This is a genomic window from Telluria antibiotica, assembly GCF_011682055.1.
Classification (GTDB): domain Bacteria; phylum Pseudomonadota; class Gammaproteobacteria; order Burkholderiales; family Burkholderiaceae_D; genus Telluria; species Telluria antibiotica.
On the sequence record NZ_JAAQOM010000028.1, the window covers coordinates 38,038 to 58,824 of the forward strand.

Genomic DNA, 20,787 nt, shown 5'->3' on the forward strand with positions numbered 1-20,787 from the left:
GCCTCACTGCACGACGACGCCCGCATTCGGCACCTCGCCGAACATCTCGGGCGCGTACATCGCTTCCACGCGCGTCGGGGGCAGCGAGAACCGGCCCTCGTTGTTCAGCCGTACCGTATATTCGACGGTGAAGCGGCCCTTCGGCACCCATTCGTAGTACGCGCGGTAGCCCGCGTGCGTGCGCTCCTCGAACGCGGGCCACGTCCAGCCGGTGCGGCGTTCGCCGGACGTCGCGATGCGCGCATCGCGGCCCAGCCCCGAACCGAGCACGCCGGCGCCGGCAGGGATCGGATCGTCGACGACGACCCACGTCATGTCGGACTGCGCGTCGATATCGAGGTGCACGCGGTAGACGTCGCCGCGCGACCACGCGCCCTTGGTCTTCTGCTCGACGGGCGTGACGGTGCGCGCGATACGGTAGCCGGACGACAGCGGCGCGGCGAGCGGGATCGCGGCGAGGCTCTGCACGGTCGCCCACGGCTTGCCGCCGCCGAGCTGGCGCAACGTGAGCGTCCCGCGGCCCTGTGGCCAGCCCTGCAGCACGGTCGCGGGCACGGGCCCGGTCCAGCTGACGGGCTTCCCATCCGCGCCGGTCATCGCCAGGTTGGCGCTGCCCGTTACCGGTTCGCGCTCGTAGGTCTCGGAAAAGCGCTTCAGCGCGACGACGCCCCAGGCGTTGGCCGTCGTCGTATCCCAATGGCCGCGGTGCTGGCGGCCCAGCGCGCCGCGCGCGAGGCGGCCCGCGTCGATCTTCCACGCGGGGTCGCCCAGGGTCGCCAGCAGCAGGCGGTTGGCGTTGACGTCGGCGGACGTCATGAGCCACCACCAGCCGTCGGCGCGCTCCGTCGAAAAGCCCATCGTCGTGCCCTGCAGGTTCAGGCGCGCGCGCAGCACCTGCGTGGCCTCGGCCAGCCGTTCGGCGCGGCGCGGCAGGCCTTGCGTGCGCTTGAGGATCAGATACCAGTCGATGACTGCCGACGTGGGCCACAGGTTCGGACGGACGTCGATCGAGTCGAGCATCCCGGGCTGCACCGTCGTGTCGAGCGACAGCGCTTCCAGCGCGGCCAGCTTGCGCACCGCGAGCTCGCCCGCCGCGCGCGGATTGCCGCGCACGATCTTCCCTTCCACGAACGCGGCGAGGCCCGCTTCCATGCGGCCGCGCAGCTCGTCCGGGATCGCGTAGCCCGCTTCGTTCGTCACGGACAGCACGTACGCTGTAAGCACGTCGCTGCCCTCGTCCATCGGCGCGAAATACTTGACGAGGCCATCGCCGTCCAGGTGCGCCGGCAACGTCGCGACGACCGTGTCCCACATCGCCCGGTCCTGCAGCGCCACGGCGCGCGACGTACGCTGCTCGAAGCAGGAATACGGATACGCGGCCATGTAGTCGTGCACGCCGGGCAGGTCGCCGCCCAGGCGCGCCTGCAACGTCGTGCGGATGCCGCCGCGGCCCGGCAGCGCGTCCTTCGGGCGCTCGATGGGCATCGTCTGCGTGCCGTCGACCTGCACGAGCGTCGCCTGCAGGGTGCGCACGGGGATGGCGGCGCTCACCTGCTGCGTCACGCGCATGCGGTCGCCCGCGCCGTCGCCGGCCGCCGCGACGTCCCATTGCAGCTTGCTCACGCCGACGGGCACCGTGTAGTCCCAGCCGATCTCGCGCGCTTCGCCCGGTTCCAGCGCGACGTCCTGATGGGGCAGCGCCTGCGCCTTGCCGGCGTCCGCCGCGACGGCCGCATCCAGCCGCACGGCGAGCCGATGGTCGGACGCGTTGCGCACCGTGAAGCCGGCGCGCAGGCGGTCGCCCTCGCGCACCTGCGGCGGAAGGCCCGCGACCACCATCAGGTCCTGCGTCGTGCGGATGTCCGTCGCGCCCGTGCCGAACAGGCCGGCGCCGCCGTTCGCGACGGCGACGATGCGGAACGACGTCAGCGAATCGTTCAGCGGCACGTCGACGTGCGCCTCGCCGTTCGCGTCGAGGACGACCTTGCCCTTCCACAGCAGCAGCGTCTCGAACAGTTCGCGTCCGGCACTGCGCCCGCCCCCACCGCCGTGCGGGAACGCCTTGCGGCCGAAGTGGCGCTTGCCCACCACCTGCATCTGCGCCGTCGACGTCTCCACCTGCAGGCTGCGCTCGCGCATCATCGTCTCCAGCAGGTTCCAGCTCGTGTTGGGCATGAGTTCCAAGAGGCCCGCATCGACGGCGGCGACGGCGACTTCCGTGCCGGCCGCCGGCCGCGCGCCGTCCGGGCCGCGCACGCGGATGGCGACGCGCGCCTGCTCGCGCACCTTGTACACGGGCTTGTCGGCCGCGACGTCGACCTTCAGTTCATGGCCGCGCCAGCCCACGCGGATCGGCGCGATCCCGAGTTTATAGGCGGGCTTGCCGAGGTCGACGAGCGCCGTCGGCTGCACGCCCGCCACGCGCCCGCGCACGACGAGGGCCGACACGAACACGTTCGGCGCATAGCTGGCTTTGATCGGAATGGCGATCGTCTGGTCGCGCCCGGACAAGTGCCGCACATACGTGTCGAGGATGCCCTCGCGCTCGACGGTCACGAGCACGGTCGCGCGCCGGAACGGGCTGCGCACCTGGAAGCGCGCCTCGTCGCCCGGCTCGTAGCGCTTCTGCGCGGGCAGCAGGTCGATGCGGTCGTGGTCGGCCGTCGCGAACCACTGCTCTTCATCGCCGGCCACATACACTTCGCGGTTCGTCGCGGCCACGCGCTGCTGCGGATCCGTCGCGCGGGCGCGCAGGATCAGGTCGCCGTCGACGGGGGCCTTCGTGTCGCACAGCAGCAGGCCCCGTTCATCGGTCGTGCCGCTGCACGCGTCGCCCACGCGCTTGATCTCGCTGCTGTTCTCGTACGCGTAGAAGCCGCCGACGAGACGGCGCCGGTGCGAGTACGTCATGCGTTTCAGGATGTCGACCGTCACCGGCACGTTCGCGACGGGCTTGCCCGTCACGTCCAGCACGACGACGTGGAATTTCAGTGCGTCGCGGCTCAGGAGCCAGCCGTCGGGCTTGATGCCGACGACGTACGCGGACGGCCACAGCGGCACCTGCGTGGACACAGTCAGCGTCTCGCCGTTCGCGTCCTGGTACGACATCTCGGCCAGCAGGCTTTTCGGGCGCTCGATCGCCGGCAGCTTGTCGACGACGATGCGCGCGCCGCCCGCGCGGTCCAGCTGCAGCGATTGCGTGCGCGCCACCTCCTGGCCCGGCGTGCCTTCCGCTTCCTCGCCTTCGTCCGCGTCCTCCCCGCCGTCCCGGTTGACGACGCCTTCGCGCACGTCGCCTACGCGCACGTCGCCTACGCGCACGTCGCCTACGCGCACGTCGCCCGCCCCCAGCGCGAATTCGTCATAGCCGGCGAACTGCACGCCCGCGTCCTGCACGACACTGCGCACCTTCACGGGCGCGAGGCCCGCCGGGCCGCCGGACAGGTAGCTCACCTGCGCATCGAGCGTGACGGCCTGCGGCGCCACCGCGGGCTGCTTCGGCCCGGCCAGCCGCGCCTTCATCGTCGGCACGCGGAATTGCTCGACGCGGAACTGGCCGGCGTCCTGGCCGCCGATCAGCACGTCGTACGTGCCCAGCTTCGCCTCCGCCGGGATCGCCCACTCGCCTTGCGCGCTGCCGTTCGCGTCCCAGTGCAGCGCAAACTCGACCTTCTCGCCGCTGCCTTCGTGGACGAGGAAGCCGCGCGCGGGCAGCGCCGTCTTGTCCGTGCCGAGTTCGCGGGCGCGCCAGTCGCGCACCTCCGCCGGTGCCGGGTCCTTCGCGCGCACGAACGCGAAGCCTTGCGTCGTGCGGCGGCGCAGGTAGTGCTTCATGTGGACGGTCTCGCCGGCGCGCAGCAGGGTGCGGTCGAACACGGTGGCGACGATGCGGCTGTCCTCGTCGCGGCTCCCCGTGGGCAGGTTGAAGCGCCACGCCTCGATGCCCTGCTGCCAGTCGGACAGGGTGAACGTGAAGTCGTCGCCGCGCGCAGCCGTCACGACATAGACCTCGCCCTCCTCGCAGCGGGAATGCGGCAGCGCCTGGCGGATGCGCGCAATGCCGGCCGCATCGCTCGTGCCGCGCCACAGCAGGCGCGCCGCGCAATCGCGCACTTCCACGCGCGCGCCGGCGACGGGCTGGCCCTTGTCGAGCGACGTCACCCACACGAGCGACGATTGCGCGCCCAGCTTGAAGTGCGCGGACAGGTTCGTGACGAGGGCGGCGCTGCGCACGTACGCCGTGCGGCCCTTCGCGTTCAGCGCGGCGCCGAGGCGCGGGCTTTCCAGTTCCACCGCGTAGAAGCCGGGTTCGCGCAGCGGGATGCCGATCACTTCGAACGCGCGCCGGCCGTGCGGCTTGGGCAACGTGAAGCGCTGCAGCGACTCCGACTTCGTGCCCTTGAAGATCGACACCTTCAGCTGGTCGCCCGCCGGCTGGCCGGGATTGAGGCCGCCGTGCGGGCCCGCCACCTTGCGCAGCCACGCAAGCAGGTCGGCCGTGCGGCTCGCGTCCAGGCGCAGTGCGGTGCCGTTCGTGTGCATGCGGCCCGCCATCTGGGCCTCCACGTTGCGCACGGTGACGGGCAGCAGGCGGTCGCCGCGCGCCTCGATAATGCCGAACGGCGCCGCGAACTTCACGAGCGGCGGCTGCTCGCCCGTGCGCACCGCCAGCGGGAAGCGGCCCGCGTTGACGAGCGGACGGCCCGCGTCGTCGTGCAGGCCGGCCGGCACGTGCAACGTGAAGCGCGCCTGTTCCGGGAACGGGCCCGGGATGCCGACCGCGTTGACGAGGTCGGGCGCACCGTCGCCCTCTTTCTCGGCGCGTGCCGGCCAGCGCTTGCCGCCGGGGCCTTCCAGATGGACTTGCGCCGCGTCGGCCGCGCGCACGGGCGCGCTGAACGCCACGCGCATCGGCAGGAACGGGATGCACTGGGAGCGCGCGTTGACCTTGTCGCAGGTGAAGCGCGCCGTGAAATCGGGGCGGGTCTTGTACGACAGCGTCTGGTCCTTGTCGGTCGCGACACCGTTCGGCGCGGCCACGCCGGCGCCCCACACGAGCGCCACCTCCGCGTTCGCCGGCAACGTGCGCTGGCATTGCACGACGACGAGGCGGCGCAGGCGGCCGGCCTTCTCGTCGGCGCGCAGCCGCGCGTCCGTGTACGGCCACGCCTCCCGTTCGCCCTCGTCTGCGGCCACCGTCCGATTGACGAACCAGCGGTCGGTCGCCAGGACCTGCAGGCGCGCGTCACCGTGCAGCACGGTCACGCCGATCTTTTCGCCGATGCCGTCGGCGCGGCACCACGCGTGTTTGCGGACGCTGTCCTCGTCGGCGCCGGCCGCCAGCGCGAGCACGAAGGCCTGCTGTTCGTCGATGTTGATCCGGCCTTCGTCCGGCAGCGACGACAGGATGGCGGGCCCGCCTGTCGTGACACCGAACGCACGCTGTCCCGCGACGGGCTGGCCGGCGAGGTCGCGCACGTCCGGCTTCAACGTGAAGCGGCACGCGGTGGCGCCCGGCAGGTCGCGCTCGAAGTCGTAGCTCCACGTCTGCGCGTCGACCCAGCGGCCGCTGCCCGGCACGGGACAGTCGACGTCGAAAGGCGCCGGCGCGCGCAAGTCGCCGAACGCGACCATCGGCTGCGAGAAGCGCGCCACCGCCTGGCGCACGCGCCGCACCTCTCCGTCGGGCGTGAATCCGGTGACGGTGGTCTGCGCCCACGCGCCCGACCAGAAGCACAACAACACGAGGCACAGCGCGCGGCGCAGGACAGCCATGGTATCTCCGGCAAGGGGCGTCAGGACGACGGATGAGTGTTGCAAACTCGGATTGCAGTGTCAACAACATTAAACTTTTGCAACAGGTGGCCGCCGGATGACCGTCATGCAACCCGGCATGATTGGATATAAAATGCGGTTCCTATATTTCCTGTGCGCATATAAGGCGTGCGGGTCACGTAACGAGGACACCATGAGTTTCCCCCTGATCCTGAACCTGGCGATCGCCATCGCCGGCTGCGGCCTGCTGTACACGATGCAGCAACGGCACCTGTCCTTCACGAAGCGCGTGTTCACGGGCCTTGGCCTCGGCATCGTGCTCGGCGCCGCCTTGCAGGCGTTCTACGGCACGGGCGCGCCCGTCATCGCGCAGACGAATGCCTACCTCGACATCGTCGGCACGGGCTATGTAAAACTGCTGCAGATGATCATCATGCCGCTGATCATGGTCTCCATCATCCAGGCGATCCTGAAGCTGCGCGACGCCTCGTCCCTGGGCAAGATCAGCCTGCTGACGATCGGCACCCTGATGGTCACGACCGCGATCGCGGCCACGATCGGCATCCTGATGGCCAAGCTGTACGGCCTGTCCGCCGTCGGCCTGACGTCGAGCGCGGCCGAAGTCGCGCGCGGCCACTACCTCGAAGGGAAGCTGGCGACGGCGCAGGACGTGTCGCTGCCGACGCTGATCCTGTCGTTCATCCCGGAGAATCCGTTCCTCGACATGACAGGTTCGCGCAAGACGTCGACGATCGCCGTCGTGCTGTTCTCGATTTTCATCGGCGTCTCCGCCACGGGCATCGCCGCGAAGAAGCCGGACGTGTTCGAAAAATTCAGCGAATTCGTCCACGTTGCCCACGTGATCGTGATGCGCATGGTGACGCTCGTGCTGCGCCTGACGCCGTTCGGCGTGTTCGCCCTCATCACGCAGGTGCTGGCGAGTTCCAGCCTGCAGGACATCGTGAACCTGATCGGCTTCGTGTTGGCCTCGTACAGCGCGCTGGTCCTGATGTTCGGCGTGCACCTGCTGATCATCGCGGCCGTCGGCCTGAACCCGGGCCGCTACGTCAAGAAAATCTTCCCCGTGCTGGCGTTCGCGTTCACGTCGCGCACGTCGGCCGGTTCCATCCCGATGAGCGTGCAGACGCAGACGGCGCGCCTCGGCACGCCGGAGGGCATCGCCAACTTCGCCGCTTCGTTCGGCTCGATGATGGGCCAGAACGGCTGCGCCGGCATCTATCCCGCGATGCTCGCCGTGATGATCGCGCCGACCGTCGGCATCGATCCGTTCACGAGCGGCTTCCTGCTGCCCCTGGTGGGCATCGTGACGATCGGCTCCGTCGGCGTGGCGGGTGTCGGCGGCGGCGCCACGTTCGCCGCCCTGATCGTCCTGTCGGCGCTGAACCTGCCGGTCGCGCTGGCGGGCCTCTTGATTTCCATCGAACCGCTGATCGACATGGGCCGCACGGCGCTGAACGTCAGCGGCTCCATCACGGCCGGCACGTTCGCCAGCCGCGTGCTGGGCCAGACCGACATGCGCGTGTTCGACAGCGATGCGGACGCCAACCTCGACGGCGAGGAACAGGTGGCGTGACGCCCCGAATTGTCGCGTAAGACGGCGGCAGGCGCCCGCGTAAGACCGTGCCTACACCGTGTTTTAACATCCGTTTTCGTCCGGAATCGTGCGCGGAAATCCCGCCGAATCCGTCTATGATCTCGTCATGTCAAAATCACAAACGGTCGGATGATGGATCAGAAGTGGCCTCAAGAGATCTGGCTCGTCAGGCATGGACAAAGCGCGGGCAACGTCGCCCGTGATGCCGCCGAGGCAGCCGCCGGCCTCAGCATCGACATTGCCGAACGCGACGTCGACGTCCCCTTGTCCGAACTGGGCCGGCGCCAGTCGCAGGCGCTGTCCGACTGGTTCGCCGCCTTGCCGTCCGACGGCCAGCCGAACGTCGTGCTGCATTCGCCGTATTTGCGCGCCGCGCAGACGGCCGGCATCCTGATGCAGCGCCTGAACCGCGACGAGCTGCTGGCCGTGCATGCCGACGAACGCCTGCGCGAAAAGGAGTTCGGCATCCTCGACCGCCTGACCGTGCGCGGCATCGCCGAGAAATATCCCGAGCTGCATGAACAACGCCACCACGTCGGCAAGTTCTACTTCCGTCCGCCCGGCGGCGAGAGCTGGTGCGACGTCATCCTGCGCCTGCGCAGCGTCCTCGACACGCTCACGCGCGAGTACCCGCGCGAACGCGTGCTGATCGTCGCGCACCAGGTCATCGTCAACTGCTTCCGCTACCTGGTGGAACGGATGGACGAGGCGACGATCCTCGAGCAGGACCGCGCCGGCGACGTGCCGAACTGCTCCGTCACGTCGTATGCATTCGACCCCACGCTGGGCAAGCGCGGCAAGCTGGCCGTAAAGTTGATCAATTTCGTCGCGCCGCTGGAAGACAGCGGCACGCCCGTCACGGTCGCCAAAGACCAGCCCACCGCCGCCAAGGCCTGAGGTCCTCCATGCCGCAGCACTCCCCTGCCCGCCCGCGCGACGTCGACACGAGCCTGCTGCGCGCATGGCCGCTGCCCGTGCCGTCGAACGACGCCGACAAGGAGGGCCGCGGCCACGTGCTCGTGCTGGGCGGCTCGCGCGAAATGCCGGGCGCCGTGATCCTCGCCGCCACCGCGGCCCTGCGCGCGGGCGCGGGCAAGCTGACGATCGCGACGGGCCGCAGCGTGGCGCAACTGGTCGCGCTGGCGATCCCCGAATCGCGCGTGCTGGGTCTCGCGGAAAACGACGCGGGCGGCTTCACTGTCGAGGCCGTGGCCGCACTCGATCCTCTGGCCGACAAGATCAGCGCCATCCTGATCGGCCCCGGCATGCAGGACGAGGCCGCGACGGCCCGTCTCGTGCACGCGCTGCTGCCCCGCCTGGACGGCACCGAGACGAAGGTCTTGCTCGACGCGGAGGCGATGGGCGCCGTGCTGCATCCGCCCGCCGGCGCTCCCCCGTTCCGCTTCGCCGTGCCCGTGCTGCTGACGCCCCATGCGGGCGAGATGGCGCACCTGACGGGCATCGACAAAGACGACGTCTGCGCGGCGCCCGACCGCCATGCGCAGGACGCGGCGCAGCGCTGGAACGCCGTCGTCGCGCTGAAGGGCGCGCGCACCGTGATCGCGGCACCGGACGGCGACGCGTGGCAGCACGAAGGCGGCAACGTCGGGCTCGCCACGTCCGGTTCCGGCGACGTGCTGGCGGGCGTCATCGCGGGGCTCGCGGCGCGCGGCGCGGAGCTCGCGCAGGCGGCCGCCTGGGGCGTCGCGCTGCACGCGCGCGCGGGCGAACGGCTGGCCGAACGCTTCGGCACACTGGGTTACCTGGCGCGGGAATTGTGCGACGACATTCCCTCGCTGCTCGAACAGGCCGCCGGCGCGGACGCCGGCGCGCCGCCACGACCATCCGGCCAAGTCGCCGGGGGGCCGAGGGCCGGACGATGATGGTCCGGTCCTTATCAAGAGAAGGGGCGCAATCCGACGAACCGGCCGGCTCGATGCCAGTCTAATCGTCACTGTCGGATTCGTACTCCACCGGGGCCGCGTATTGCGTCGGTTCCCCGATGGTTCACGCTTGGGCCTGCAGGTCCATCGGGAACCCTAAGCCGTCGCCGACCTCCGGCGCGTTATCCGGAGACGGCGGCACACCATAGACGTGAACGAGGAGTGATTCAAATGAAAGCTCTGAACAACGCATCGAAAGTCCTGTTGGCTGCGGCCTTGCTGGCAAGCCTGGCCGCCTGCAAGAAAACGGAGCCCACCAGCACGACGGGTACGGGTGAAACGTCGGCCACCGCGCCGACCAGCAGCTCGGGCACGAGCGGCACCAGCGGCACCACCGCCACCGGCACGACGGGCGCCACCGGTACGACGGGCGACACCACGGGCACCGGCGCAACCGGCACCACCGGCACCACGGGCACCATGAACGGCAGCACGGGCGCGACCGGTACGACCGGTGACACCGGCACGGGCGCAACGGGCACCGGCACGACCGGCACGGGCACCACCGGTACCGGCACGTCGGGCAGCACAACGGGCCACTGATCGTCGTGGCGCATCGGCAAAGGGTCGCAGGCGGCCCTTTGCGCCGGCGCGGCCAGCCACCGCGCTGGCATCACTGCGCCGCACGAACGTGATTGGTCATCGTTCCGGGATGCACTGCGCGCGGCGTACGCGGCCGTAGTGCATGCCGCCTCGGCGGTTCCCGTAGATGACTCGATCAGGACAGCGTGTTACGACAGGTGCCTGTCGACCGGAAGCTGATCTGCCAAGGCATCAATCGGCCAGCCAAAGCACCATGTGCTCCTCGTCGAAATACCTGGCGCCGATGCGCATCGCTCTTGGTTCCAGACCGAACGGCTTGAATCCAAGCGAGCGATAAAGCCGTCGTGCTCGATCGTTTTCCGCATTAACGCACAGCTGGATTTGAAGCACACCTTCATCACGCGCGAAGGACAGGACGCTCGAGAATAACTTCCGTGCGAGTCCTTCCCGGCGTCGATCCGGGCTGATGAACACGCCCCACAGAACTGCTTTGTGCTTGACTTGCTCCAGCGGTTCACGACGGAGCCCGGCGACACCGACCAGCTCGGCGTCGATGAAAGCGCCGAATACCACTTGTGTGTCTGTCTTTCGGATGCGCGCCTCGGTTTCTTCGACTGTCCGCTTGGCTTCCTCTTCGTAGGTAGGCCATACGGCAGATGGGGAATCGGAGATCGCCTGGAGACGAATTTGCCGGAATGCGGCTGCGTCATGTGCGGTCAACGGTCGTATTTCCAGAACTGCTTTTTCCATACGTCTGATTTCAAGTAAGGGATTTGACTGTCGCGTGCTCTTAGTTTTTAAGGCTCGCCCGGTGCGGTGTTCCCAGCGCTTGCAGCGCCTGATTGAAAGCGTCCAACGTCAGGTCCCGGGTTTCGGTTGCTATACAGCGAGTCAGCCCACGTCCGTTCGACGTGAACGGCTCGAGTTCGTCTAACACCGTATCGGCCGGATCGACAAACAAGACGTCCGGTGCAGCCGACATGAAGAAAGACTTCAGCCACGGCAAATGCGTCGACGACATCGTCATCACATCAACGTCGGGATGCGACCTGCGGACGTCAGCAATGAATCGTGTGACCAGATCTTGCGTCATCCGTGGATCACGAATGAAAGTAAAACTCTCGACGAGGTCGACAAGTGCCGACGCGTTCACGAGGAGCACTTGGCTGCCGGCGTCACGGTGTTGTTCCGCATAGCTCTGCATGGCGTCACTCGTGACCATCGAGCGTACACCGAGAACGGCAATCGTCCTCGTGCGCGAACGGTGGATTGCTTCGCGTACCGGAGGAAATATCCCGATAACAGGCATCGACACCGCTGCTCGCAACGATTCGAGCACGACCACACTCGGTGCATTCGATGCGAGAACGACCGCAACGCATCCCTCACTTTGCAGATAGTGCGTCGCACTTTGCACGCACGCCAACAGTTCAGTCGGCGTCTTTGCGCCATACGGGAAGCTCGCACGGTCGGCCAAGTAAAGCACATCCTGGTCGGGAAATCTCGCACGTACCCGCTCGACAATCGCGTAGCTACCGATTCCGGCATCAAAGATGCCGATTGGACGATGAAGTTTCATATCTCCCTTGTGATCTGTAAGTCCAGGCATTCGAAGCAGGCGCGGGCTCGGTGGCCCTGTCCGGCCATGACGATGATTTCCCGCGGTGCGGCACGGCCATGAAAAAAGGGCCTGCGCGCAGGCCCTGGTCGTTGCTTGCCGGCCGCAGCCGGCAACGTATCACACCGTCGCCGGACGGCCGCGGCCCAGCGCGAGGCGGCCAACCTTCACGATCGTGCGGTACAGGAGGCGCACGAGCACCAGGGTGAGAATCGCCTCGATGAAGGTCATCACGAACGCCGGCACCGCCGTGTAGCGGACGGCACGGCGGTGGAACTTCGCCACCATGCGGTCGCGGGCGATCTCGATGCTGTCGTAGAAGGTCGGGACGACCAGCAGGGTCAGCATCGTCGACGTGATCGTGCCGCCGATGATCGCGATCGCCAGAGGCTGGTAGAACTGGCCCGAATCGCCCAGCGCGAGCGCGACCGGGAACATGCCGGCGATCAGCGCGAACGTCGTCATCAGGATCGGACGCAGGCGGGCGCGGCCGGCGGCCATCAGCGCTTCCTCGCGGTCCATGCCTTCCGCCTCGCGGGTGCGGGCGGCGTCCAGCAGCAGGATCGCGTTCTTCGCCACGAGGCCCATCAGCATGATGATGCCGATGAAGCTCATCAGGTTCAGCGTACCGTGCGTGAGGATCAGCGCGAGGACGACGCCGATCAGCGACAGCGGCAACGACAACATCACGGCGAGCGGCGCCGTGAACGAACCGAACTGCATCACGAGGATCAGGTACATCAGCCCGATGCCCGAGACGAGCGCGATCGTCATCTGCGTGAACACCTCGGCCTGGTCCTTGCCGGCGCCGCCCAGCGACAGGCCGTAGCCCGGCGGGAAGTCCATCGACTTGGCCAGCTTCATCGCCTCGTCAGTGACTTCGCCGTTCGAGCGGCCCTCGACGTTGGCCGACACGGTGATGACGCGCTTGCCGTCCTTGTGCTCGATCGCCGACGGACCTTTGCCCATCGTGATCTTCGCGATCTGGTCGAGCGGGACCATCGTGTTGGTGCCGTTCACGGCGATCGGCAGGCGCTCGATGTTCTCGGCACCCACGCGGTCTTCCGGTGCGAGGCGCACCGCCACGTCGCGGGTTTCCCCGGTCGGGTCGACCCAGTCGCCCACCTCGATGCCGGCGAATGCGACGCGCAGCGCACTGGCGGCGTCGCCGACGGAGATGCCCATCATGTTCGCGAGGCCGCGGTCGAGTTCGATCTGCAGCTCGTCCTTCGGGTCTTGCTGCGACAAGGTGACGTCGACGGCGCCCCGCACCTGGCGCAACTTGTCCATGTACGCGTTCGTCAGCTCCATCAGCTTGCGCGAATCGGGGCCCGTGAACTCGATTTGCACGGGCTTGCCGTTGCCGTTCAAGTCGTCGGTGACCGTGTACTCGGCGCCGACGAGGCGCGCGATCTTGCCGCGCAGCTCGACGGCAATCTCGGCGGCCGTGCGGTGACGCTGGCCGCGCTTGCCGATGTCGACGTAGATGCGGCCGCCGGCCGACGTGATCGAGCTGTTCGTCTCTTTCGTTTCCGGCAGGGTCCGTGCGATCGCAGCGGCCTCCTCCATCTTCATCCTGGCATAGCCGACCGACGACGATGCAGGCGTGCGCACTTCGATGGCGATCTGGCCCGCGTCCATCTTGGGCAGGAACGCGGAGCCGCCAAAGCCCATGTGCAGGGCGAGCGCGCCGACGAAGCTGGCGACCGCGATCAAGGTCATCCAGCGGCGGTGGTGCAGCGCCCAGGCGATCACGTGGCCGTAGCGGTTGGCCTGGTGGTCGAACCAGACGTTGAACTTCGCCAGGTATCGCTCGATGCCGCGCTTCGGCGCGTGGTGGTGGCCCGGCGGGTCGCCCCAGTACGCGGACAGCATCGGGTCGAGCGTGAACGAGATGAACAGCGACACGATCACGGAGCACGCGACGGTCAGCGCGAACGGCCGGAACCATTCGCCGGAAATGCCCGGCATGAAGGCGACGGGTATGAACACAGCCATGATGGAGAACGTCGTCGACGCGACGGCCATGCCGATCTCGGCCGTGCCTTCCAGCGCGGCCGTGCGGCGGTCGGCACCCTTTTCCATGTGGCGCACGATGTTTTCCCGCACGACGATGGCGTCGTCGATCAGCACGCCGATCGCGAGCGACAGGCCCAGCAGCGTCATGAAGTTCAACGTGAAGCCGCACAGCCACACGGCGATGAACGCGGCCAGCACCGACGTGGGCAGCGACAGCGCCGTGATCAGGGTGGAGCGCCAGGAATTCAGGAACGCGTACACGACGAAAATGGTCAGCACGGCGCCGAACACGAGCGATTCGATGACGTTGTTCAGGCTGCGCTGCGCCTCGTCGCCGCCGTCGCGCGTCACGTCCAGCTTGGTGCCCTGCGGCAGTTCCTTGTTGATCTCCTCGACCATCGCCCGGACTTTCTTGGCGATGCCGACGGTGGACGCTTCGCGCGAACGGATGATCGAGATGCCGACGTTGGAGCGGCCGCTGCGCATCGAATAGCTTTCGATGTCGGAGAAGCCGTCCTTCACGTCCGCCACCTGGTTCAGGCGCACGATCGTGTCGCCGTTGCGCTTGACGACGATCTGCGAAAAGTCTTCCGGATGCTCGATGCGGCCGACGAGGCGGATGCCCTTCTCGTCCAGTTCGCTGCGCACCTTGCCAACCGGCGCATTCGTGTTCTGGCGCGACAGCGCGTTCGTCACGTCGCTGACCGACACGTTGTACTCGCGCAGCTTTTGCGCGTGCAGCAGCACGGACAGTTCGCGCTTCAGGGAACCGTTGACCTGCACGTTGGCGACGCCGTCGACGGCGCGCAGGCGGTCGGCCAGCTTGTCCTCGGCGAGGCGCGAGATCTCGGCATGGCTCAGCGTGCTGGACGACAGGGCCAGGTTCATGATCGGCTGCGCGGACGGGTCGACGCGCCGCAGCACGGGTTCGCGCATCTCGACCGGCAGCTTGTAGCGCACGCCGGCGATCGCATTGCGCACGTCGTCGGACGCCTCGATCAGGTTACGCTTGAAGTCGAACTGCAGCACGATCGTCGCGCTGCCTTCGTTCGCGTACGAGTTGATCTCGGTGACGCCGGTGATCGCCTGCATGGGCTTTTCAAGGCGCTCGAGCAGTTCGCGCTCGCTCGTCTCCGGCGACGCGCCCGGGTACGGAATCGTGACCACGATGATCGGGATCTCGACGTCCGGGTTCTGGTTCACGCGCAGCTTGGACAGCGCGAGCAGGCCCATGCACATCATGCCGATGACGAGCACGAGCGTCGCGATGGGTTTCTTGACACTGAAATTGGACAGGAACATTACGGATTCCCCAGATTATTTGGCCGGCGCCGGATTGCTGGCGGCGCTCGCCACCCGGGCTGCCGTCATCTCGACCTTCTGCCCATCCTTCAGGCTCGAGTTCGGATGACGCAGCACGGTGTCGCCGGCGGCCACGCCGCCCTTGACTTCGAAGCCGCCCGTGCGCTGGTCGCGCTGGCCCATCGCCAGGTCGGCCCTGGCCAGCGCGTTGCCCTTGACCTTCCATGCATACGTCTTGTCGCCGTCACGCACGAGCGCCGATTCCGGCAACATCAGCGCGTCGGACAGCTCGGCGTCGATATGGCCTTCGGCATACAGGCCGGCCACGCGCGGGCGGCTTTCGCCCGCGAAGCCGACGAGCACCTCCACCTGGCGCGTGACGTCGTTCGCCGCGGGGTCGATGCGCTTGACGATGCCGCTGAATTTCTGCTCGCCGTAGCCGTTCACGCGGAACATGACGGGCTGGCCGACCTTGACGGCGGCGATCTTGTCGGCCGACACGCGGCCTTCGAAGCGCATGCTCGACGGATCGATCACCTTCAGCAATTCCTTGCCGATGGCGGCCGTGTCGCCCGGCGACACCTTGCGGTCGGACACGATGCCATCGAACGGCGCACGCACGAGGGTGCGGGTGACCTGCTGCTGGGCGGCCACGACGCGCGCGCGCGCGGCCGACAATTCGCTCTGGGCAGAATTGCGGCGCACTTCCGCATCATCGAGCGCCTGGGCCGACGTCATGCCGGACGCGCGCAAGGTCTTCAGGCGCTCGAGGGCGCGCTGCGACTGCTCGAGCGCCTGCGTGGCGGCGCGCTGGGCTTCCTGGGCCGACATCAGGCTGTCGCGGATCGAGGTCTCGTCGAGCTTGACGAGCACGTCGCCCTTCTTGACGGGGTCGCCGTTTTCCTTCAGCACCTGCAGCACGACGGCAGACACTTCCGCGCGCAGATCGGCCTTGCGTTCCGGCTGGACCGAGCCCGTGATCACGGGGCCGTTCGCCAGTTCGCTGCTCTGCACGGTCAAGACATCCTCGGGTGCGACGAGCAGCTGGACGGCCTTGCCATCCTTCTCTTTGCCGTCCGCCTGCGCCGTCGCGGCGCCCGGCTTGGCAGGGTCCTTGTCATGTTTGCCGCACGCAGTCAGCGCGGAAGCAATGGCAAGGAAAATTATAGTTTTGCGCAACATTTTTTTGTTCCCCCGAGGATGGACTCGCTACCTGTAAAAATAAGAATGGAAAAGGCCAGCGGGCAGTATCGATGACGCCGTCGTGAGCGTCAATTGAGGGTTCGGCAAAGCGCGGTTTTGGTGGGATGAACTGCAGATAGGCGGGATGAAATGCGTTTGGCCGAGTATGAATTGCACGACAAAACGGACAGGCGGACGGGGGGCGGACGTCCGGGCCGCCGCCGCCCCCGCTGCGGAGAATTACTTGGAGAACAGGTGATACACGAGGTTGCCCATCAAGATGCCGGTGACGATGCCCCCGCCGATCTCGACGAGCGTGTGGCCCATCCGCTCGCGCAACGTCGTGTGGCCGGCCGTGCCGGTGGCCAGGCGGTTGATCGCGGCGGCCTGGCGCCCCACGTGCTGGCGCAGGCTGTTGGCGTCGATCATCACGATGAAGCCCAAGGTGACGGCCACGCCGAACGCCGGGTGGCCGATGCCCTCGCGCAGCGCGATCAAGGTGGCCATGCTCGTGACGGTGGCGCTGTGGTTGCTGGGGAAGCCGCCGTTGCCGACCAGGTTGAACGCCCAGCGTCGCTGACGCGCGCTGTTGATGAGGAATTTGATCGGGCCGACCACGAGCCAGGTCAGCAAGGGGGTGACCAGGTAAGAGACATCCATGTGAAATCCATTCGACGAAGACGGCGGGCATTATCGCAGATGCGATGTTGCGTGAGCAATTTCATGCCCCTCCCACGCCGGCGCCAAACGGCATCCGCTGCGCCCGCCGCCGTGGGAACCGGTTAATATGCGCGGGTGTGGTGTTTCAGTCAATAATTCGGCGCCGCGAAGCGTCGCCCAGGGGAGAAGTGCATGCAACATTTCAGGTTGTCGTTCGTGGTCGCCGCCGTCCTGCTGGCGCTGGCCGGCTGGTGGGGCTACGCCCACGGCGGCAGCGCGGGCCTGCTACAAGGCCTGTGGATCGCGGCCGTGCTGGGGGTGCTGGAGATTTCGCTGTCGTTCGACAACGCCGTCGTCAACGCGACCGTGCTGCGCAACTGGAACCCGTTCTGGCAAAAACTGTTCCTCACGGTCGGCATCGTCGTCGCCGTGTTCGGCATGCGCCTGCTGTTCCCCCTCTTGATCGTGTCGGTGGCGACGGGCCTGGGCCTCGTCGACGTGTGGCATATGGCGATCGCCAACCCGGCCGAGTATGCACGCAACCTCACGTCGCGCCACGCCGAAGTGGCCGCGTTCGGCGGCGCGTTCCTGCTGCTGGTCTTCCTCAACTTCCTGTTCGACGAGGAAAAGGAACTTCATTGGCTCGGCTGGCTCGAAGAAAAAGTGGGCCAGTACGGCACGGAAGGCCTCGCGATCCTGCTGACCCTGCTTGCCGCGTTCGGCTGCATGAGCCTCGTGCCGCCCGACCGCAAGCTGTCGGTGCTGATGGCCGGCATCGTCGGCGTGCTCGTGTACGTGGGCGTGGACTGGTTGTCCGGGCTGCTGGAGGAAGAAGAATCCGATCCCGCGGTGGGCAAGCTGATCTCGCAGGGCAGCGTCGGCGGGTTCCTGTACCTGGAAGTGCTGGACGCGTCGTTCAGCTTCGACGGCGTGATCGGCGCGTTCGCGATCACGAACGACGTCGTGATCATCATGCTGGGCCTCGCGATCGGCGCCATGTTCGTCCGCTCGCTGACCGTGTTCCTCGTGCACAAGGGCACGCTGGAAGAATTCGTGTTCCTCGAACACGGCGCGCACTACGCGATCGGCATCCTCGCGCTGATCATGTTCGCCAGCGTCGAATACGAGATTCCCGAATGGTTCACCGGCCTGTCCGGCGTCGCGTTCATCCTGGTGTCGCTGTGGTCGTCGATCCGCTACCGGAAGCGCGCGGCGCTCGAGTCGGCGGCCTGAGACGACAATCCTCAACCGAAAGCAGAAAGGAAGCAAGATGGCAATCAGTTTGCAAAAAGGCGGCAACGTCAACCTGTCCAAGGAAGATCCGAACCTCAAGCGAGTCATGATCGGCCTCGGTTGGGATCCGCGCTCGACCGATGGCGCCACCTTCGACCTCGACGGCAGCGCCTTCCTGCTGCGCGGCGACGGCAAGGTGCGCGGCGATGCCGACTTCATCTTCTACAACAACCTGCAGTCCGCGGACGGTGCCGTCAAGCATACCGGCGACAACCGCACGGGCCAGGGCGAAGGCGACGACGAGCGCATCCTCGTCGACCTCACGCGCGTGCCGCCCGAGATCGAGAAGATCGCGTTCTCCGTCACCATCCACGAGGCCGACCAGCGCCGCCAGAACTTCGGCCAGGTCGGGCGCGCCTTCATCCGCTGCCTGAACGCGGACGGCGAACGGGAAATCGCCCGCTACGACCTGTCGGAAGACAGCTCGACGGAGACGGCGATGATCTTCGGCGAACTCTACCGCTACGGCAACGAATGGAAATTCCGCGCCGTCGGCCAGGGCTATAACGGTGGGCTCGGTCCCCTCGCCCGTTCGTTCGGCGTGAACGCTTAAGCGTGGCTTGATTGACAATGCTGGCGCTCGTGTCAGAATGAGCGCGCTTCGTCACGTCCGTTACCTCAACTACTGCACACGACCATGCCCAAGACCCTGCCGCGCCGCGCCTTCACCGTTTTCGCCTCCGTCGTCATCGCCGCCGTGGCGCTGTTCGCCCTGTACACGTGGGTCGTGCTGCACTGGTCGTATTCGGAAGGCGAACGGGCGGGATACCTGCAGAAACTGTCGCGCAAGGGCTGGTTGTGCAAGACGTGGGAAGGCGAGATCCTGCTGTCGAGCATGCCGGGCGCGATTCCCGAGCGCTTCAACTTCACCGTGCGCGACGAAAACGTCGTGCGCCAGCTGCAGGCCGCGATGGGCCAGCGGGTGCAGCTGACGTACGAACAGCACATCGGCATCCCGACCTCGTGCTTCGGCGAGACGGAGTATTTCGTCGAGAAGGCCGTCGTGGGCGGCACGAACCCGGTGGCGCCCGGCAATATGTGACGTGATGCGACAGGAATGTTATACGCAAACATTTCTGTTGCCGCGTGACTCGCCCTGCCCTACACTCTCCTGAGCGTGCCATACGACAGGAGACAACAATATGCAACAGAACGCCATCCGCAAGATCGTCATCGTGGGAGGCGGCACGGCCGGCTGGATGACCGCGGCCCCGCTGGCCCAGCGGCTCGGCCGGCGCTGCGAGATCGTGCTCGTGGAATCGCCGGAGATCGGCACGATCGGCGTCGGTGAGGCGACGCTGCCCACGATCCGCTTCTACAACAACGTGCTCGGGCTGGACCACGCCGACTTCGTCAAGAAGACGCAGGCCACCTTCAAGCTCGGCATCGAATTCAAGGACTGGGGCCACGTCGGCAACCGCTTCTTCCACGGCTTCGGCGACTTCGGCCCGCCCCTCAACGGCATCCAGCCGCACCACTACTGGTTGCGCCTGGCCCGGACGTTCGACCAGATGCCGGCCATGGAAAACTGGTCGATGGCGTCCGTGATGGCGCGCACGAACAAGTTCGCGATGCCTTCGGACACGCAACCGCGCGTTACGGACGCGTTCACGTTCGGCTACCAGTTCGACGCGGGCCTGTACGCCGCCTACCTGCGCGATTACGCGATGGCGCGCGGCGCGCAGCGCATCGAAGGCAAGATCACGAGCGTGGACCAGCATCCGGAGACGGGCTTCGTCACGGCCGTGCGTCTCGACGACGGCCGCATGATCGAGGGCGACCTGTTCATCGATTGCTCGGGCTTCCGCGCCCTGCTGATCGAAGGCGCGCTCAAGACGGGGTACGACGACTGGAGCGAATACCTGCCCTGCAACAGCGCGCTCGCGGTACCGTGCGCGCGCGTCGCACCGCTCACGCCGTACACGCGCTCGACGGCGAAGGGCGCGGGCTGGCTCTGGCGCATCCCGCTGCAGCACCGCACGGGCAACGGCCACGTGTACAGCAATGCGTTCACGACGGACGACCAGGCGCGCCAGGACCTGCTCGACGGGCTGGACGGCGCGGCGCTGGACGAGCCGCGGCAGCTGCGCTTCGTCACCGGGAAGCGCAAGAACTCGTGGGTCAAGAATGTCGTCGCCATCGGGCTGTCGGCCGGTTTCGTCGAGCCGCTGGAGTCGACCAGCATCAGCCTGATCGAAACGGCCGTCGGCACGCTGATCGAACAGTTTCCGGACCGCGAGTTCCGTCCCGAACTGGCGACCGAGTTCAACCGGATTCTCAACGGCCGCTACGAATCGATCCGCGACTTCATCGTCCTGCACTACAAGCTGACCCAACGCGACGACACGGCATTCTGGCGCTATTGCGCGAACATGAAGATCCCCGATACGCTCGCGGAACAGATCGACCTGTTCCGCGAGACGGGCCGCGTGACGATCCGCGACCGGGACGGCTTCGGCTTGCCGTCGTTCGTCTCGATGCTGATGGGCCTGGGCGTGGAGCCGAAGCGCTACGACCCGTTCGCGGACGAAGTCGACATCCGCCAGTTGCACGGGCATTTCGCCGGCCTGCGCGATCTCATCGCACAGGCCGCGGCCAAGATGCCGGACCACGCGGCGTTTTTGGACATGAACCCGAAGGCGTAAAAGAGGCGTTAGCGATGTGCTGACGTTCGCGTGGGCTCGGGGAGCCCACCCTACGGCTGCCGAGCTCGTAACGTGAAAGAACGTATCCAAAAGACGTGCGGATGCCTGGCCGGGGTAGGCCATCAAAAATTGTGCAGCTCGCGACTCAGGCAGGTTGGTCGATCAGACCGAATTTCTTGAGAGCCTTGATCC

At 67.0% G+C, this 20,787-nt stretch carries 14 protein-coding genes; 8 read left to right on the top strand and 6 right to left on the bottom strand.

The window, feature by feature from the left end:
• Positions 1–3: 3 nt before the first annotated feature.
• Positions 4–5,775 (bottom strand): alpha-2-macroglobulin family protein, encoded by a 5,772-nt coding sequence (locus tag HAV22_RS29755; RefSeq protein WP_166865136.1) that lies wholly within the window; start codon positions 5,773–5,775, stop codon positions 4–6.
• Between the two features lie 193 nt (positions 5,776–5,968).
• Here HAV22_RS29755 and HAV22_RS29760 point away from each other — a divergent pair, with 193 nt between their 5' ends.
• The 4 genes from HAV22_RS29760 (at position 5,969) to HAV22_RS29775 (ending at position 9,876) form a co-directional block, all read left to right on the top strand.
• Entirely contained in the window at positions 5,969–7,369 is a 1,401-nt protein-coding gene (locus HAV22_RS29760) for an L-cystine transporter (RefSeq protein WP_166865139.1), read from the top strand.
• Positions 7,370–7,522: 153 nt separating this feature from the next.
• Positions 7,523–8,287: a histidine phosphatase family protein gene (locus tag HAV22_RS29765; RefSeq protein WP_166865173.1), complete on the top strand. Its 765-nt coding sequence runs from the start codon at positions 7,523–7,525 to the stop codon at positions 8,285–8,287.
• An 8-nt stretch (positions 8,288–8,295) separates the two neighbouring features.
• Positions 8,296–9,273, top strand: coding sequence for an NAD(P)H-hydrate dehydratase (locus tag HAV22_RS29770; RefSeq protein ID WP_166865142.1), 978 nt, complete (start codon positions 8,296–8,298; stop codon positions 9,271–9,273).
• Between the two features lie 231 nt (positions 9,274–9,504).
• Positions 9,505–9,876 (top strand): hypothetical protein, encoded by a 372-nt coding sequence (locus tag HAV22_RS29775; RefSeq protein WP_166865145.1) that lies wholly within the window; start codon positions 9,505–9,507, stop codon positions 9,874–9,876.
• A gap of 231 nt (positions 9,877–10,107) precedes the next feature.
• Here the strand turns inward: HAV22_RS29775 and HAV22_RS29780 are convergent, their stop codons facing one another.
• The 5 genes from HAV22_RS29780 to HAV22_RS29800 all read right to left on the bottom strand — a co-directional run bounded on the left by HAV22_RS29780 (position 10,108) and on the right by HAV22_RS29800 (position 16,657).
• Positions 10,108–10,626, bottom strand: coding sequence for a GNAT family N-acetyltransferase (locus HAV22_RS29780; protein ID WP_166865148.1), 519 nt, complete (start codon positions 10,624–10,626; stop codon positions 10,108–10,110).
• A gap of 40 nt (positions 10,627–10,666) precedes the next feature.
• A complete protein-coding gene (locus tag HAV22_RS29785; RefSeq protein WP_166865152.1) occupies positions 10,667–11,455 on the bottom strand; it encodes a glutamate racemase in 789 nt (262 codons plus the stop codon).
• 159 nt (positions 11,456–11,614) lie between these two features.
• A complete protein-coding gene (locus HAV22_RS29790) occupies positions 11,615–14,815 on the bottom strand; it encodes an efflux RND transporter permease subunit (RefSeq protein WP_166865155.1) in 3,201 nt (1,066 codons plus the stop codon).
• Between the two features lie 15 nt (positions 14,816–14,830).
• Positions 14,831–15,997 (bottom strand): efflux RND transporter periplasmic adaptor subunit, encoded by a 1,167-nt coding sequence (locus HAV22_RS29795; RefSeq protein WP_166865158.1) that lies wholly within the window; start codon positions 15,995–15,997, stop codon positions 14,831–14,833.
• Positions 15,998–16,237: 240 nt separating this feature from the next.
• Positions 16,238–16,657: a divergent PAP2 family protein gene (locus HAV22_RS29800; protein ID WP_166865160.1), complete on the bottom strand. Its 420-nt coding sequence runs from the start codon at positions 16,655–16,657 to the stop codon at positions 16,238–16,240.
• A 192-nt stretch (positions 16,658–16,849) separates the two neighbouring features.
• Here HAV22_RS29800 and HAV22_RS29805 point away from each other — a divergent pair, with 192 nt between their 5' ends.
• The 4 genes from HAV22_RS29805 (at position 16,850) to HAV22_RS29820 (ending at position 20,595) form a co-directional block, all read left to right on the top strand.
• Positions 16,850–17,890, top strand: coding sequence for a DUF475 domain-containing protein (locus HAV22_RS29805; protein WP_166865162.1), 1,041 nt, complete (start codon positions 16,850–16,852; stop codon positions 17,888–17,890).
• A 37-nt stretch (positions 17,891–17,927) separates the two neighbouring features.
• Positions 17,928–18,503 (top strand): TerD family protein, encoded by a 576-nt coding sequence (locus tag HAV22_RS29810; protein WP_166865164.1) that lies wholly within the window; start codon positions 17,928–17,930, stop codon positions 18,501–18,503.
• Between the two features lie 84 nt (positions 18,504–18,587).
• Positions 18,588–18,992, top strand: a complete 405-nt coding sequence (locus tag HAV22_RS29815) for a DUF8785 domain-containing protein (RefSeq protein ID WP_166865167.1) — start codon at positions 18,588–18,590, stop codon at positions 18,990–18,992.
• A gap of 100 nt (positions 18,993–19,092) precedes the next feature.
• On the top strand, positions 19,093–20,595 hold the full coding sequence (locus tag HAV22_RS29820; RefSeq protein ID WP_166865170.1) for a tryptophan halogenase family protein: 1,503 nt from the start codon (positions 19,093–19,095) through the stop codon (positions 20,593–20,595).
• Positions 20,596–20,787 lie beyond the last annotated feature (192 nt).